The sequence below is a fragment of the Mycolicibacillus trivialis genome (assembly GCF_002102395.1).
GTDB lineage: Bacteria > Actinomycetota > Actinomycetes > Mycobacteriales > Mycobacteriaceae > Mycobacterium > Mycobacterium triviale.
Genome location: NZ_LQPZ01000040.1, coordinates 13,192 through 28,709 on the forward strand (window position 1 = coordinate 13,192; position 15,518 = coordinate 28,709).

A 15,518-nucleotide genomic window follows, 5' to 3' on the forward strand; every position below is an offset into this window, starting at 1 on the left:
ATGTCCGACACCGTCGACGGGACCGACGCGAGCGCCGAGGAGCCCACCGCCACCCCGTTGCGCGCCCCGCGTGGCGGGGTGCCGCCGGTCTCGGTCACCGCCGACGAGATCGCTCGGGCCGCCGATCGGCTCGCCGCCGGCCGCGGCCCGTTCGCGGTCGACGCCGAACGCGCCTCGGGTTTCCGCTACTCCAACCGGGCCTACCTCATCCAGATCCGGCGCGCGGACGCCGGGACCGTGCTGATCGATCCGGTCGGCGACGGCACCGACCCGGCCGCGCTGCTCGAACCGGTCGCCGAGGCTCTCTCCGACGGGGAGTGGATTCTGCACTCCGCCGACCAGGACCTGCCGTGTCTGGCGGAGGTGGGTTTGCGCCCGCCTGCGCTCTACGACACCGAGTTGGCCGGCCGGTTGGCCGGCTTCGACCGGGTCAACCTGGCCGCAATGGTGCAGCGGTTGCTCGGGTTGGGGTTGGCGAAAGGCCACGGCGCCGCCGACTGGTCCAAGCGGCCGCTGCCCGCCGAGTGGCTGAATTACGCCGCACTCGATGTGGAGGTCCTCATCGAACTGCGCAACGCGATCGCCGACGTCCTGGTGGAGCAGGGCAAAACCGACTGGGCCGCAGAGGAGTTCGATCATCTGCGCAAGTTCGAGGCGCCGCCCACCCGTCGCGACCGGTGGCGGCGCACTTCGGGGATCCACAAGGTGCGCGGCGACCGGGGGCTGGCCGCGGTGCGCGAACTGTGGCTGGTGCGCGACCGCCTCGCCCAGCGCCGCGACATCGCACCGGGCCGTATCCTGCCGGACCGCGCGATCATCGACGCCGCGCTCACCGACCCCAGGACGGTCGCCGAACTGCTGGAGCGGCCCATCTTCGGCGGCCCCAAACAGCGCCGCTACGCCGAACTGTGGGTCGCCGCGCTGGCGTCCGCCCGGGAGAGCCCGGCTCCCCCACCCGGCCCGGAGTCCAACTCCGGGCCGCCGCCAGCGGTGCGGTGGGCAAAACGCAAGCCGGAGGCCGCCGCCCGGCTGGAGGCCGCGCGCGCCGCGATCAGCGCGGTCGCCGAGCAGGTCGACGTCCCGGCCGAGAACCTCCTCAGCCCGGAGTTGGTGCGCCGGCTGTGCTGGGACTGGGCCGGTTCCGCGGATACCGCCGCGGCGGTCGAGGACGTGCTGCGCGCCGGTGGGGCGCGGTCCTGGCAGCGCCGGCTGGTGGTGCCGGCGTTGGCGACGGCGCTGGACTCCTGAGCCCGGCCGTATCGCCTACTCGGCGGGCTGGCCGACCTCGGTGTCCACCGGTGTGGTGGCGCCCAGCGCCGCCACCCAGCCGGTGATCTGGCGGCTGATGTCCTGGGCGGTCAGACCGGACTCCGCCAGGATCTCGCCACGGGAGGCGTGGTCGTAGAACTGCTGCGGCAGCCCCAGGTCGCGGCACGGCACGTCGATCTCGGCGCGGCGCAGCGCCGCCGACACCGCCGAGCCCACCCCGCCGGCCACTCCGCTGTCCTCCAGGGTCACGACCAGCTTGTGTGCGCGGGCCAGGGTGCCGATCCCGGCCGGCACCGGCAGCACCCAGCGTGGGTCGAGCACGGTCACGCCGATGCCCTGGTTGCGCAGTCGCTGCGCCACCTCCAGCGCCATCGGGGCGAACGCGCCCACCGCCACCAGCAGCACGTCATCGCCCAGCTGGTCGGCAGGCAGGGCCAGCACGTCCATGCCGTCGACGTGTTCGACGGCCGGGATGTCTTCGCCGACGTCGCCTTTGGGGAAGCGGATCGCGGTCGGGCCGTCGTCGACGCCGAGCGCGTCACCGAGTTGCTCGTGTAGCCGGGTGCCGTCGCGCGGAGCCGCCACCCGCATTCCGGGCACGATGCCCAGCAGCGACAGGTCCCACATGCCGTTGTGGCTGGCGCCGTCGGGGCCGGTGATGCCGGCGCGGTCCAGCACGAACGTCACCGGCAGTTTGTGCAGCGCGACGTCCATCAACATCTGGTCGAAGGCCCGGTTGAGGAAGGTGGAGTAGATCGCCACCACCGGGTGCAGGCCGGCCATCGCGAGTCCCGCGGCGGACGCGGTGGCGTGCTGCTCGGCGATGCCGACGTCGAACAGCCGGTCGGGGAAACGGGCGCCGAACGCGGCCAGTCCGGTCGGTCCGGGCATCGCCGCGGTGATCGCGACGACGTCGCGGCGCACGTTGGCGAATTCGACCAGGGCGTCGGAGAACACCGCCGTCCAGCCCCGCCCGGCCACCGTGGTGGGCTGGCCGGTAAGCGGGTCGATCGGCGCGGTGGCGTGCATCAGCTCGGCTTCGTCGTTTTCGGCCGGGGCGTAGCCGGCGCCCTTGCGGGTCACGGCGTGGACGATCACGGGGCCGTTGAAGGAGCGGGCGGCGCTCAGCGACAGCTCGAGCGCGGAGAGGTCGTGGCCGTCGACCGGCCCGACGTATTTGAGGCCGAGGTCGGTGAACATCTCCTGCGGGCTCAGCGCGTCCTTCAGGCCCACCTTGACGCTGTGCAGCGCCTGGTAGCTGAACTCGCCGATCATCGGGATGCCGCGGATCAGCCGGCGCCCCTCCTCGAGCAGCCGTTCGTAGCCGGGCTGCAGGCGCAGCGCCGCCAGGTGCTCGGCGAACCCGCCGATAGTCGGGGCGTAGCTGCGGCCGTTGTCGTTGACGACGATCACCACCGGCCGGTTGGCGGCGGCGATGTTGTTCAGCGCCTCCCAGCACATCCCGCCGGTCAGCGCACCGTCACCGACCACCGCGACCACGTGCCGGTTGCGGTGCCCGGTCAGCTCGAACGCCTTGGCCAGCCCGTCGGCGTAGGACAGCGCGGCGCTGGCGTGGCTGGACTCCACCCAGTCGTGCTCGCTCTCAGCGCGGCACGGGTAGCCCGACAGGCCGTCCTTCTTACGCAGCGTGTCGAAGTCGCGGCAGCGGCCGGTGAGCATCTTGTGCACGTAGGACTGGTGTCCGGTGTCGAACACGATCGGGTCGTGCGGCGAGTCGAAGACCCGGTGCAGAGCCAACGTCAGTTCCACGACCCCGAGGTTGGGGCCCAAATGACCGCCGGTGACTGCAACCTTGTGGATCAGGAACTCGCGGATCTCGCCGGCCAGGTCGGCCAGCTGCGGGTGACTGAGGTGTTGCAGATCAGCGGGACCGCGGATCTGGTGAAGCATCTGGTCAGTCTACGCAGCGCGCTAGGGTGTCGCACATGCACGCCGCCGACATCGCCGAGAGTTTCCCGGTGGTGACACTCGACACGCCGGCGCTGGAGGCGGCCCGGCTGCTCGCCGAACACCGGCTTCCGGGCATCGTCGTCACCGATGCCGACGGGCGGCCGTCGGCGATCCTGCCCGCCTCTCAGGTGGTGGCGTTCATCGTGCCGCAATACGTCCACGACGACCCGTCGCTGGCCGGGGTACTCAACGAGGAGATGGCCGACCGCATCGCCGAGAAGCTGGCCGGAAAGACGGTGCGCGCCGTGCTGCCCGATCATCTGCACGACGTGCCGCCGGTGGACGCCGACGACACCGTCATCGAGGTGGCGGCGCGGATGGCGCGGCTGCACAGCCCGCTGCTGGCCGTGCACCGCGACGGCACCTTCCTCGGGGTGATCACCGCCTCGCGGCTGCTGCAGACCGCCCTGGGACACTGAACCGGTGACAGCGGCCATCGCGATCACCGCGTTCGTGGTCGCCTATCTGTTCATCGCCAGCGATCGGGTCAACAAGACCGTCGCCGCCCTCGTCGGGGCGGCGGTGGTGGTCTGCCTGCCGATGGTCGGCTCCGACGACATCTTCTTCTCCCGCGAGACCGGCATCGACTGGGATGTCATCTTCCTGCTGTTCGGCATGATGATCATCGTCTCGGTGCTGCGCCAGACCGGGGTGTTCGAGTACGCGGCGATCTGGGCGACCAAGCGGGCCGCCGGGTCGCCGCTGCGCATCATGATCCTGCTGGTGCTGATCACCGCGGTGGCCTCCGCGTTGCTGGACAACGTCACCACGGTGCTGCTGATCGCGCCGGTCACGCTGCTGGTCTGCGACCGGTTGGCGATCAACGCGGTGCCGTTCCTGATGGCCGAGGTGCTCGCCTCCAACATCGGCGGCGCCTCGACGCTGGTCGGTGACCCGCCCAACATCATCATCGCGAGCCGCGCCGGGCTGACGTTCAACGACTTCCTGGTGCACATGCTGCCGATCGTGGCGATCGTCGTCGTCGTGTTCATCGCGCTGCTGCCGTGGCTGTTCCGCGGCAGTTTCACCGTCGACCCCGAGCGGGTCGCCGACGTGATGGCGCTCGAGGAGGGCGAGGCGATCCGCGACCGCGGGCTGCTGATCCGCTGCGGGGTGGTGCTGGCGGCGGTGTTCGCGGCGTTCATCGGCCATTCGGTGGTGCACATCGAGCCGTCGGTGGTGGCGTTGCTGGGCGCCGGGGTGCTGGTGCTGTTGTCCAAGCTGGGCCGCTCGGAGTACCTCTCCAGCGTCGAGTGGGAGACGCTGCTGTTCTTCGCGGGGTTGTTCGTCATGGTCGGCGCGCTGGTCAAGACCGGTGTCGTCGAGTCGCTGGCCCGTTCGGCGATCGAGGTGACCGGCGGCGACATGCTGCTGACCACAATGCTGATCCTGGGTGTGTCGGCCCCGGTTTCCGGTGTCATCGACAACATCCCTTATGTCGCGACCATGACCCCGATCGTCGGGGAGTTGGCGGCCGCCGCCGGCGGGCCCGACCACCAGGGCGCGCTGTGGTGGGCGCTGGCGCTGGGCGCGGACTTCGGCGGCAACCTGACCGCGGTCGGCGCCAGCGCCAACGTCGTCATGCTCGGCATCGCCCGCCGGGCCGGGACGCCGATCTCGTTCTGGGAGTTCACCCGCAAGGGCGCGATCGTCACCGCGGTGTCGGTCGGGTTGTGCGTGCCCTATCTGTGGCTGCGCTACTTCGTGTGGGGCTGACCGGGCGGCCCCGCGGCCCTGCCATCCACGTCCCCGCCATCCACGTCCCCGCCATCCCCGCCACCTACTTCCCGCGGCCCACCCTTACCTCCGCGAAAGTGAAAATATGCAGGAAAAGTGCGAGAAGCGCCCTGCATGGATTCAATCTCGCGGCGCGGGAGGCGCGCGGCGCGGGACGTGCGCGGCGCGGGAGGCGCGCGGCGCGGGAGGCGCGCGGCGCTGGACGTGCGCGGCGCGGGAGGCACGCGGCGCGACGCCCAGCCCCGTCACCGGGTCAGCAACGCCGCGCACTCCACATGGTGGGTGAGCGGGAACGCGTCGAACACCCGCACGTCGGCCACCGTGTAGCCGTGCTGCTGGTAGAGACCGACGTCGCGGGCGAACGACGCCGCCTCACAGCCGATGTGCACGACACGCGCCACCCCGGCGGCGGCGAGCAGCTCGATCACCTGCCGGCCCGCCCCGGTGCGCGGCGGGTCGAGGACGGCGACGTCGGCGCCGGCGGGTTCGGCGGCCAGCGCGCGACGCACCGAATCGGTGACCACCCGCACCTGCGGCAGATCGGCCAGGGCGGCCCGCGCCGCGCCGGACGCACCGCGGGCGGTGTCGACGCTCAACACCCGCCCGCTCTCCCCCACCGCCTCGGCGAGCACCGCCGCGAACACCCCGGCGCCGCCGTAGAGGTCCCAGGCGGTCTCCCCGAACGCCGGCTGCGCCCATTCGGTCACCAGCGCGCTGTAGGTCGGCGGGCCGTCGAGGTGGGCCTGCCAGAACCCGGTCACCGGCACCCGCCAGGTCCGCGCACCCACCCGGTGCACACCGTGGTAGGCGCCGTCGGCGACCCGGCGCCGCCGCCCCGGTCCGGCGACGACGACGTGTCGGGTGCCCTCGTCGTCGAGCACGGCGTGCAACCGGGCGCCCGGTGGCCACGCGACGCCGGCCAGCCCGTCGGTCAGCGCCGGGGGCAACTGACCGCAGCGCAGGTCGGTGACCAGGTCGTCACTGCGGTAGCGGTGGAACCCGGGCCGGCCCTGCCGGTCGATGTCGAGTTGCACCCGGGTGCGCCAGCCCAGGACCTCGCCGTCGCCCAACGGTTCGGTCTGTCCCGCCCAGTCGTGCCGGCCGTGGCGGGCCAACTGGTTAGCCACCACCGCCGTCTTCACCGCCCGCGCCGTGGCCGGGTCGGCGAACGCGAGATCGCAGCAGCCCGAGCCGTCGACACCGGCGATCGGGCACAGCGACTCCACCCGACCGGGTGCGGCGTCGAGCACCTCGAGCACCTCGGCGTGCCAATAGGCGCTGCGCTGTTCGGTGACCCGCACCCGGACCCGCTCGCCGGGCAGCGCGCCGCGGACGAACACCACCCGGCCGTCGTGGCGGGCCACGCAGCGTCCGCCGTTGGCCGCTGCGTCGGTGCGCACGATGAGGCCGGTGTTCACGGGTCGATGAAGCCGCGCCGGGTGTCGCCGGGTGCGACGCGACGCTGCAGGGTCTTGAGCCGCTCGGAGGAGTCCAGCTGCCAGGGCACCGAGGTCACCATCACGCCCGGCACGAACAGCAACCGGGTCTTGAGCCGCAGCGCGCTCTGGTTGTGCAGCAACTGTTCCCACCAGTGCCCGACGACGTATTCGGGGATGAACACCGTCACCACCGTGCGCGGCGATTCCTTGGCGATGCGTTTGACGTAGTCGAGCACCGGCCGGGTGATCTCCCGGTACGGGGAGGCGATCACCTTCAGCGGCACGGTGACATCGCTCTCCTCCCAGTCGTGCACCAGGAGTCGGGTCTCCGCGTCGTCGACGCTGACCGTGATCGCCTCCAGCATGTCCGGGCGGGTGGCGCGGGCGTAGGCCAGCGCGCGCAGCGTCGGCAGGTGCAGTTTGGACACCAGGACCAGCGCGTGGTTGCGGCTGGGCAGCACCGTCTCGGACTCGTCCTCGGTCTGCCTGCGCAGTTCATCACTGACCGTCGCGTAGTGGCGGTGGATCATCTTCATCAACGCGAACAACACCGCCATCGCCAGGATCGCGATCCACGCTCCGGCAACGAATTTGGTGACCAGCACCACCAGGAACACGGTGCCGGTGCACACCGCCCCCACCGTGTTGACCAGTCGGGAGCGCATCATCGTGCGCCGCGTGCGCGGGTCGGTCTCGGTGCGCAGCAGCCGGGTCCAGTGCCGGACCATGCCGATCTGGCTGAGCGTGAACGAGACGAAGACCCCGACGATGTAGAGCTGGATCAAGGCGGTGACCTTCGCCTGGAAGGCGACGGTCACCGCGATCGCGGCGATCGCCAGGAACAGGATCCCGTTGGAGAAGGCCAGCCGGTCCCCTCGGGTGTGCAGTTGGCGGGGCAGGTAGCTGTGCTGGGCCAGCACCGAGCCGAGCACCGGGAAGCCGTTGAAGGCTGTGTTGGCGGCCAGCGCCAGGATCAGCGCGGTCACCGCGGTGGTGAGCACGAAACCGAGGTGAAAGCCGCCGAACACGGTTTCGGCGAGCTGGGCGATGAGCGTCTTCTGCTGGTAGCCGGCCGGTGCGCCACCGAGCTGGGTGGCGGGGTCGTCGACGATCTTCACCCCGGTCTGCTGGGCGAGCACCATGATGCCCATCAGCATGGCCACCGAGATCCCGCCCAGCATCAGCAGCGTGGTGGCGGCGTTGCGGGACTTCGGTTTGCGGAACGCCGGGACGCCGTTGCTGATGGCCTCCACCCCGGTCAACGCGGCACACCCCGACGAGAACGACCGCGCCACCAGGAACACCAGCGCGAACCCGGTGAACGCGGTGCTCTCCGCGTGCATCTCGAACGCCGCGGACTCCGCCTGCAGCGGGTCGCCTAGCACCCCGATCCGGAACAACCCCCAGCCCAGCGTGACCGCCATCGCCGCGATGAAAGCGTAGGTGGGGATGGCGAACAGGACCCCGGACTCCCGCACGCCACGCAGGTTCAGCGCCATCACCGCCACGATCGCCGCGACCGCGAACAGCACCCGGTGGTCGGCGATGAACGGAAACGCCGAACCGATGTTGGACACCGCTGAGGAGATCGACACCGCCACGGTCAGGACGTAGTCGACCAGCAGGGCGCTGGCCACGGTCAACCCCGCGCTGGGGCCCAGGTTGGTGGTGACCACTTCGAAATCGCCACCGCCGGACGGGTAGGCGTGCACGTTCTGGCGGTAGCTGGCGACCACCACGAGCATCACGAAAGCGACCGCCAGACCGATCCACGGCGTCAGCGAATACGCGGCCAGACCCGCCATCGACAGCATGAGGAACACTTCCTCGGGCGCGTAGGCGACCGAAGACAGCGCGTCCGAGGCGAACACCGGCAGAGCGATCCGCTTGGGCAGCAGGGTGTGCTGCAAGCGGTCGCTGCGGAACGGCCGGCCCAGCAGCAGGCGGCGCGCGGCGGTGGAGAGTTTGGACACGAGAGCCAAGAGTATGCCTCCTGTGGGATGCCGGTAGCGTTCCCGGTACGTAAAACGTCACCGAAAGGACCTCGGGTGCGGGTTGTAGTGATGGGGTGTGGCCGGGTCGGTTCCTCGGTGGCCGACGGGCTGGCCCGGATCGGCCACGACGTGGCCGTCATCGACCGCGACAGCGCGGCGTTCGGCCGGCTCAGCCCGGAGTTCACCGGCGAGCGGGTCCAGGGCATGGGCTTCGACCGGGATGTGCTGCTGCGGGCCGGGATCGAGGACGCCGGTGCGTTCGCCGCGGTGTCCTCCGGCGACAACTCCAACATCATCTCGGCCCGGCTGGCCCGCGAGACCTTCGGCGTGGAACGCGTCGTGGCCCGCATCTACGACGCCAAGCGTGCCGCCGTCTACGAGCGGCTCGGCATCCCCACCGTGGCGACCGTGCCGTGGACCACCGATCGGTTGCTCAACATCTTGACCCGCGACACCGAGACCGCCAAGTGGCGCGACCCGACCGGCACCGTCGCGGTGGTCGAGGTGGTGCTGCACGAGGACTGGGTGGGCCACCGGGTCACCGATCTGGAAGCGGCGACGGGCTCGCGGGTGGCGTTTCTGCTGCGGTTCGGCTCCGGGTTGCTGCCCGAGCCCAAGACCGTGATCCAGGCCGGCGACCAGGTGTACGTCGCGGCCGTCTCCGGTCACGCCGCCGAGGCGGTGGCCATCGCGGCGCTGCCGCCCAGCGGCGACCTCGAGCGGGGGCACGGGTGAGCGCGGCACACGGAAGGATGCGACACAGGTGAAGGTGCTGATCGCCGGGGCGGGTGCCGTCGGCCGCTCGATCGCCCGGGAGCTGGTCGACAGTGGCCATGAGGTCTGCCTGATCGAGCGCAACCCCGACCACGTCGACGTCGACGCCCTGCCCGCCGCGCAGTGGGAACTCGGTGACGCCTGCGAGCTGAGCCTGCTGGAGGCGGTGCACCTCGAGGAGTTCGACGTGGTCATCGCCGCGACCGGCGACGACAAGGCCAACGTGGTGCTGGCGCTGCTGGCCAAGACCGAGTTCGCGGTGTCGCGGGTGGTGGCCCGGGTCAACGATCCGCGCAACGAATGGCTGTTCACCGAGGCGTGGGGCGTCGACGTCGCGGTGTCGACGCCGCGGATGCTGGCCTCGCTGGTCGAGGAGGCCGTCGCCGTCGGCGACCTGGTGCGGCTGATGACGTTCCGCAAGGGCGAGTCGAACCTGGTCGAGATCACCCTGCCCGACGACACCCCGTGGGGCGGGCGCCCGGTGCGCAAACTGGAGCTGCCCCGCGATGTGGCACTGGTGACCATCCTGCGCGGACCGCGGGTGATCGTGCCGCAGCCCGACGAACCGCTCGAGGGCGGCGATGAGCTGCTGTTCGTGGCCGCCGAGGAATCCGAAGAGGCGCTGCGGGGGCTGCTGCTACCGGCTCATTGAGCCGGCTCGCCGACCGGCTCGACCGCGGCCTCGACGGTCAGCCGCCGCTGTACGGCCTTGATCACCAGGTAGCTGATCACCGCGGCCAGCGCCGTCAGCGGCCAGCCCATCCCGATCTTCGCGGCCGCCAGCCAGCCGGTCTGATCGGCGTTGAACAGCGCCGCCTGCACCGCGAACCGGGAGCCGAACACCAGCACCCAGATGGCGGTGGCCAGGTCGAACAGGTACACCGCCGCGGGCATCTGCCGCCAGCCGTGGCCGTGGCCACCGGCCCAGCTCCACAGGTAGCCGACCGCAGGCCTGCGGATCAGCATCGACACCGCGAACACCACGGCCCAGAACAGCGACATCACGATGCCGAGCAGGAAATAGCCCCGCGATTCGCCGGTGAGGTAGGCGATGAGCACGCAGATCGCGACCCCGAAGAACCCCGAGATCGCCGGCTGGGTGGATTGGCGGCGGATCAGCCGCCACACCAGCACCGCCGCAGCGGTGCTCAGTGCGGCGACGACCGCGGCGAGCAGCCCGAACACGCTGGATACCGGCACGAACACCAGCACCGGCAGCGAAGAGTAGATCACCCCGCGCACCCCGCCGATCTGGTCGAGGATGCGCTGGAAGCCCTGCGTGTCGTCGCTCACGTCTCGCCCCTGGTGTGCGCGGCCGTCACCGCGGGTTACCGCTCATCGTCGGGTTGCTTACTGCTCGATTTCGTAGCGCGGGTTGTAGACCGCCTTGGCGCCGTTGTCCATCCGCCCCAACCGGCCGTGCACCCGCAGGGTGCGGCCGGATTCGATGCCGGGGATGCGGCGCTGGCCCAGCCACACCAGGGTGACGGTGTCGGTGCCGTCGAAAAGTTCGGCGCGCAGGCCGCCGGCGCAGCCCTTGGCGTTGGCCTCCACGCTGCGCAACGTGCCGACCATGGTCACTTCCTGGCCACGCTCGCAGTCGATCACCCGCTGCGCGCCGGTGTTGACCACCTCGTCGCAGAGTTCTTCGGCGTCACGCTGTTGAGGGTCCTCGGTCAACCGACGGGTGAGTCGGCGCAGATACCCTCCGGGCGCGGCCATGTGTGTCTCCTGATAGCGCGGTGTGCGTTCACCCGACACCGTAGACCTGTTACCGGTCAAAAGCCACGCGGCCCGCAGGCCGCGCGCACCGGTGTCCGGGACAGCGGGCACGATCAGGGAATGACGGTATCCCTGCGCGGCGTCACCGCGGTTCTGCTGCCCGGCGCCGGCTCCGACGACGACTATGTGCGCCGGGCGTTCACGACTCCCCTTCGGCGGGTCGGCGCGGTGCTGGTGGCGCCCGCGCCGCAGCCGGGCGCGCTGATCGCGGGGTACACGGCCGCACTCGACCGCGCCGCCGAGGCCGGGCCGATCGTCGTCGGCGGGGTGTCCATCGGCGCCGCGGTGGGCACCGGGTGGGCGCTGCAGCATCCGGAGTCGACGGTGGCCGTGCTCGCCGCACTGCCCGCCTGGACCGGCGCACCCGCGCAGAGCCCGGCGGCCGACTCGGCCCGCCAGACCGCCGCACAGCTGCGCACGCAGGGGCTGGACCCGGTGGTCGCGGCGATGGCCGCGTCGAGCCCGGACTGGCTGGCCCGGGAATTGGCCCGGTCGTGGCGGGGGCAGTGGCCGGCGCTGCCCGGCGCGCTCGACGAGGCGGCCGGCTTCGTCGCACCCGAGACCGACGCGCTGGCCGGGCTGCGCGCACCGCTCGCGGTGGCGGCCGCGGTCGACGATCCGATCCACCCGCACGCGGTCGGCGTGCAGTGGGCGGCCGCGGCGCCGCGGGCGGCGCTGCGCTCGGTGACCCTGGACCGGATCGGCGCCGACCCGGCCGAATTGGGGGCGGCCTGTCTGGCGGCGCTGGCCGAGGTGGCTTAGCCGCCGGTGATCGTGCGCAGTTGCTGCATCGCCGAGCCGTCGACGCTGCGGCGGGCCACCGACTCCGTCGGTGGCTGCTGTTGCGGCGCTTCGGCGGCGCGGGCGGCCGCGGCCTCGCGCAGTTGCTCGGCCATCGGCTCGGGCAACACGACCGGCAGCGGCGTACGCACCGGCAGCGGGTTGTCGCCGCGGCGCACCACGGTGTCCGCCAGCGCCTCGCGCGCCTCCGCGGCGAGCGCCTCCATCGACTCCAGCGCCCCGTTGGCCACGCAGCGGATCATCCACCGGTAGCCGTCGACACCGATGAACCGCACCGCGCCGGCGCCCGCGCCGTGCACCTCGCGGCCCCACGGCCCGTCGGTGATCGACACCTGCGCGCCGTCCTTGCGCAGCGACTCGCCGAGTTCACCGGCGACCTCGCGCCACAGCCCGGCCGACTTCGGCGCCGCGTAGGCGGCGATGGTGAACCGGCCGTTGGGAGTGACCACCCACACCGCGTTGGGCACACCGGCCTCGGTCAACTCCACCTGCACCTGCCCGGTCTGCGGGATCGGGATCAGCACCGAACCCAGGTCCAGCCGCGCATGTTCGGCGGCGGACGGGTCGTCGAAATCCTCGATGTCGAACGGGCCGTCCAATTCCTCGATCGTGCCGTCGTCGTCGTTAGTGTCCATGGCCCCCACGGGCGCCGCTCCTTTTCTTCGCTTGGCTCTGCCCATCGGCTTCGCCCACCATCGTCCCCCGGTGTGCGGTGCGGGCGCTAGAGGCTCGCATGCCCACCCGAGGATCCGTGGCCGCCCTCGCCGCGGGCGGTGCCGGTCAGCCCGGCCTCGTCGAACGAACTCACCTCGACCAGGTCGGGGAGTTCCACCCGCTGCACCAGCAGTTGAGCGATCCGGTCACCGCGGGCCACCGCGATCGGGGTCGCCGGATCCAGGTTGATCAGGCACACCTTGATCTCGCCGCGGTAGCCGGCGTCGATGGTCCCCGGACTGTTGACGATCGAAAGCCCCACGCGGGCAGCCAGTCCCGACCGCGGGTGCACCAGCCCGACCATCCCGTGCGGGATGGCGACCGCGATACCGGTGGGCACCAGCGACCGCGCTCCCGGCGCGAGGTCGACGTCGACCGCGCTGTAGAGGTCGATCCCGGCGTCCCCGTCGTGGGCTCGGCTGGGCAGCGGCAACTCCGGATCGAGGCGGAGAACGGCCAGGGTGGTCGACACGAGGCCACAGACTACCCTTGACCCGATGTCGGGAACACGTGTCGCCGCGCAGAACGTGCGGTATTCCGAACGGCTCTGGGTGCCGTGGTGGTGGTGGCCGCTGGGTTTCGCGGTGGCGGCCATCTTCGGCTACGAGGTCACGTTGAGCCTGCGCGATCTGCCCGAGTGGGTGCCGTATGTGGTCTTGAGCGCGGTGGCGGTCGGGGTGCTGCTGTGGCTGGGGCGGGTGGAGATCCGGGTGGTCGACACCGGCGGTGACGTCGAGTTGTGGGTCGCCGACGCCCATCTTCCGGTGACGGTCGTCGACCGGGTCGCGGTGATCCCCCCGTCGGCGAAGTCGGCGGCGCTGGGCCGCCAGTTGGACCCGGCGGCGTTCGTGGTGCATCGCGGATGGATCGGTCCACTGCTTCTGGTCGTCCTCGACGACCCGGAGGACCCGACACCGTATTGGCTGATCAGTTGCCGTAACCCGGACCGGTTGACGGCGGCGTTGGAGAGCTAGGCGAGACGAGAGCTAGACGAGACGGGAGCCGGTCAGGCGGCGCAGTCGGTGCAGATCATCACGCCGTTCTTCTCGCTGGCGAGCCGGCTGCGGTGTTGCACCAGGAAACAGCTCGAGCAGGTGAACTCGTCCGCCTGCTTCGGGATGACCCGCACCGACAGTTCCTCGCCGGACAGGTCGGCGCCGGGCAACTCGAAGGATTCAGCGGTTTCGGATTCGTCGACGTCGACCACGGCAGACTGCGCCTCGTTGCGTCGCGCCTTGAGCTCCTCGATGGAGTCTTCCGAGACCTCGTCGGCCTCGGTGCGCCTTGGAGCGTCGTAGTCGGTAGCCATCGTCCGTCTTTCCCCTCTGTACAAAGCTCTGCAAGCACAGTTTTGTACCAGCGTTAACTGCATCCGCCAAATGATTCGTGCCCAATTCCGGCGCCCCTTATGTGTGATTTACCTCACACATCGGTGCGGGTTGTCGTGAGGCCGACGCACCCCTACCTCTAGAGTGCTTGCGTGGTCGCACACATCACCCAAGCGGGCACCGTCTTCGACAAGCACGGGCGCCCGTTCCGGCGGCGCAACCCTACACCGGCACTCATCGCGCTGGCGGTCGCGGTACTGGTGACGACCGTGGTCTGGTCGGTCGCGCTCACCCGCACCGACGAGGGCGAGCAGATCGCCGCCTGCAACCCGCCACCGGCGGCCGGCACCGCCGACCGGCCCGCGCTCGGCGAACAGGTGTCCGCCTCGACGATGGTGGAGATCGCTCCCGCCCCGCTGTCGGCGACCAACATCCGGGTGCTCAACGCCAGCGGCCGCGGCGGGCAGGCCAGCGAGGTCGCCGCCGCGTTGCGCGACCTGGGGTTCACCCAGCCGACCGCGGCCAACGACCCGATCTACGCCGAAGCCCGCCTCGACTGCCAGGGCCAGATCCGGTTCGGCAAGACCGGCGAGGCGGCCGCGGCCGCGCTGTGGCTGGTGGCGCCGTGCACCGAACTGTTCCGCGACGGCCGCGACGACGACTCCGTCGACCTGGCGCTGGGCACCGATTTCGGGGCGCTGGCCCACAGCGACGACATCGAGTCGGTGCTCGACGGGCTGCGGCCCGACGCCGTGGAGGCGCCCGGCCCGGACCTGGTGGCCCAGGCCCACTCCGGCGTCTGCTGAGCGCTCCGCGTCACTCCCCGATCGGCGCCAACCCGCCGAATCCGGCCAGCGTCGCCTCGAATTCGGCGGCGATCCCGGGGGCGGCGGCCAGCACCGGGCCCGCCGACGGCGGGGAGGCCAGCCGCACCACCGCACCGGCCTCGGCGGCGATCAACGTCCCGGCCGCCCAGTCCCACACGTTCAGCCCATGCTCGTAGAACGCATCCAGCCGGCCCGCCGCCACCAGGCACAGGTCCAGCGCCGCCGAGCCGATCCGCCGCACGTCGCGCACCCTCGGCAGCATCCGGGCCAGCAGCGCCGCCTGCGCGGCGCGGCGGGTCGCCGAATAGCCGAACCCGGTGCCCACCAGCGCCAGCGACAACTCCTCGACCGCGGTGCAGCGCAGCGACCGGGTGCCGTGCGGGTCGGTCAGCCGCGCACCCTGCCCGGCCGCGGCCGAATACACCGCGGCCGCAGCCACGTCGGCCACCGCGCCGGCCACCGACACGCCGTCGACCTGCGCGGCGATCGAGACCGCGTAGGCCGGTATGCCGTAGACGAAGTTGACGGTGCCGTCGATCGGGTCGACGACCCAGGTGACCGCCCCGGGCGCGGCGGTGTCGCCGCCGCTCTCCTCCCCCAGCACCGCCTCACCCGGACGTGTCCGGGCCAGCCGGTCACGCAGGAACCGCTCGGTCTCGGTGTCGACGACGGTCACCGGGTCGGTCGGGGTGCTCTTGGTGCGCACCGCGGGCTGCCCGGCGGCGGTGAAAACCTGCGCTCGCCGGTCGCGGACGAACCCGGCGGCCTCACCGGCCAGCGTCTCGGCCACCCGGCGCAGTTCGGCATTGCGGTCCTCGGCGTTACCCACCCCTCCATCGCAGCACATCCGCCGCGACGGCGCCGCGGTGCCGTTTAGGGTGG

General features: G+C 71.4%; 17 protein-coding genes. 8 read left to right on the forward strand and 9 right to left on the reverse strand.

Going from position 1 to position 15,518, the window contains the following annotated elements; genetic code table 11:
- Complete coding sequence (locus AWC30_RS14005) at nucleotides 1-1,248, forward strand: ribonuclease D (RefSeq protein ID WP_085110839.1); 1,248 nt, start codon at nucleotides 1-3, stop codon at nucleotides 1,246-1,248.
- A gap of 15 nt (nucleotides 1,249-1,263) precedes the next feature.
- Here the strand turns inward: AWC30_RS14005 and dxs are convergent, their stop codons facing one another.
- Nucleotides 1,264-3,180: a 1-deoxy-D-xylulose-5-phosphate synthase gene (gene dxs / locus AWC30_RS14010; protein ID WP_085110840.1), complete on the reverse strand. Its 1,917-nt coding sequence runs from the start codon at nucleotides 3,178-3,180 to the stop codon at nucleotides 1,264-1,266.
- Between the two features lie 35 nt (nucleotides 3,181-3,215).
- Between dxs and AWC30_RS14015 the strand changes: the two genes are divergently transcribed.
- Entirely contained in the window at nucleotides 3,216-3,659 is a 444-nt protein-coding gene (locus tag AWC30_RS14015) for a CBS domain-containing protein (protein ID WP_085110841.1), read from the forward strand.
- 4 nt (nucleotides 3,660-3,663) lie between these two features.
- A complete protein-coding gene (locus AWC30_RS14020; protein WP_085110842.1) occupies nucleotides 3,664-4,956 on the forward strand; it encodes an ArsB/NhaD family transporter in 1,293 nt (430 codons plus the stop codon).
- Between the two features lie 266 nt (nucleotides 4,957-5,222).
- On the opposite strand, the gene AWC30_RS14025 is transcribed toward AWC30_RS14020, so the two are convergent.
- Together AWC30_RS14025 and AWC30_RS14030 are read right to left on the reverse strand one after the other, a co-directional pair.
- Nucleotides 5,223-6,395, reverse strand: coding sequence for a class I SAM-dependent RNA methyltransferase (locus AWC30_RS14025; protein ID WP_085110843.1), 1,173 nt, complete (start codon nucleotides 6,393-6,395; stop codon nucleotides 5,223-5,225).
- Complete coding sequence (locus tag AWC30_RS14030) at nucleotides 6,392-8,389, reverse strand: APC family permease (RefSeq protein WP_085110844.1); 1,998 nt, start codon at nucleotides 8,387-8,389, stop codon at nucleotides 6,392-6,394. The genes AWC30_RS14025 and AWC30_RS14030 overlap by 4 nt, the downstream gene beginning before the upstream one ends.
- 75 nt (nucleotides 8,390-8,464) lie before the next feature.
- Between AWC30_RS14030 and AWC30_RS14035 the strand changes: the two genes are divergently transcribed.
- Together AWC30_RS14035 and AWC30_RS14040 are read left to right on the forward strand one after the other, a co-directional pair.
- Nucleotides 8,465-9,145, forward strand: coding sequence for a potassium channel family protein (locus tag AWC30_RS14035; RefSeq protein WP_085110845.1), 681 nt, complete (start codon nucleotides 8,465-8,467; stop codon nucleotides 9,143-9,145).
- Nucleotides 9,146-9,173: 28 nt separating this feature from the next.
- Nucleotides 9,174-9,836: a potassium channel family protein gene (locus AWC30_RS14040; RefSeq protein ID WP_085110846.1), complete on the forward strand. Its 663-nt coding sequence runs from the start codon at nucleotides 9,174-9,176 to the stop codon at nucleotides 9,834-9,836.
- Here AWC30_RS14040 and AWC30_RS14045 read toward each other — a convergent pair.
- Nucleotides 9,830-10,477, reverse strand: coding sequence for a DUF3159 domain-containing protein (locus AWC30_RS14045; RefSeq protein WP_085110847.1), 648 nt, complete (start codon nucleotides 10,475-10,477; stop codon nucleotides 9,830-9,832). The genes AWC30_RS14040 and AWC30_RS14045 overlap by 7 nt on opposite strands.
- Nucleotides 10,478-10,534: 57 nt before the next feature.
- Nucleotides 10,535-10,906: an OB-fold nucleic acid binding domain-containing protein gene (locus tag AWC30_RS14050; RefSeq protein WP_066853495.1), complete on the reverse strand. Its 372-nt coding sequence runs from the start codon at nucleotides 10,904-10,906 to the stop codon at nucleotides 10,535-10,537.
- A 120-nt stretch (nucleotides 10,907-11,026) separates the two neighbouring features.
- On the opposite strand from AWC30_RS14050, the gene AWC30_RS14055 reads away from it, so the two are divergent.
- Nucleotides 11,027-11,728, forward strand: coding sequence for a hypothetical protein (locus tag AWC30_RS14055; RefSeq protein WP_085110848.1), 702 nt, complete (start codon nucleotides 11,027-11,029; stop codon nucleotides 11,726-11,728).
- Here the strand turns inward: AWC30_RS14055 and AWC30_RS14060 are convergent.
- Together AWC30_RS14060 and dut are read right to left on the reverse strand one after the other, a co-directional pair.
- The gene (locus AWC30_RS14060; RefSeq protein WP_234808091.1) at nucleotides 11,725-12,402 is read right to left on the reverse strand and encodes a DUF3710 domain-containing protein; all 678 of its coding nucleotides are present in this window, start codon (nucleotides 12,400-12,402) and stop codon (nucleotides 11,725-11,727) included. The genes AWC30_RS14055 and AWC30_RS14060 overlap by 4 nt on opposite strands.
- Before the next feature lie 86 nt (nucleotides 12,403-12,488).
- Nucleotides 12,489-12,953, reverse strand: a complete 465-nt coding sequence (gene dut, locus AWC30_RS14065; RefSeq protein ID WP_085110850.1) for a dUTP diphosphatase — start codon at nucleotides 12,951-12,953, stop codon at nucleotides 12,489-12,491.
- A 25-nt stretch (nucleotides 12,954-12,978) separates the two neighbouring features.
- Between dut and AWC30_RS14070 the strand changes: the two genes are divergently transcribed.
- Nucleotides 12,979-13,455, forward strand: coding sequence for a DUF3093 domain-containing protein (locus tag AWC30_RS14070; RefSeq protein ID WP_085110851.1), 477 nt, complete (start codon nucleotides 12,979-12,981; stop codon nucleotides 13,453-13,455).
- Between the two features lie 32 nt (nucleotides 13,456-13,487).
- Here the strand turns inward: AWC30_RS14070 and AWC30_RS14075 are convergent, their stop codons facing one another.
- Nucleotides 13,488-13,790 carry a DUF4193 domain-containing protein gene (locus tag AWC30_RS14075; protein ID WP_069392927.1) on the reverse strand — a complete coding sequence of 101 codons (303 nt, stop codon included), beginning with the start codon at nucleotides 13,788-13,790 and terminating at the stop codon, nucleotides 13,488-13,490.
- Between the two features lie 171 nt (nucleotides 13,791-13,961).
- Here AWC30_RS14075 and cei point away from each other — a divergent pair, with 171 nt between their 5' ends.
- Nucleotides 13,962-14,615, forward strand: a complete 654-nt coding sequence (gene cei, locus AWC30_RS14080; RefSeq protein WP_085110852.1) for an envelope integrity protein Cei — start codon at nucleotides 13,962-13,964, stop codon at nucleotides 14,613-14,615.
- Nucleotides 14,616-14,625: 10 nt separating this feature from the next.
- Here the strand turns inward: cei and AWC30_RS14085 are convergent, their stop codons facing one another.
- Entirely contained in the window at nucleotides 14,626-15,483 is an 858-nt protein-coding gene (locus AWC30_RS14085) for an inositol monophosphatase family protein (RefSeq protein WP_085110853.1), read from the reverse strand.
- Nucleotides 15,484-15,518: the final 35 nt, after the last annotated feature.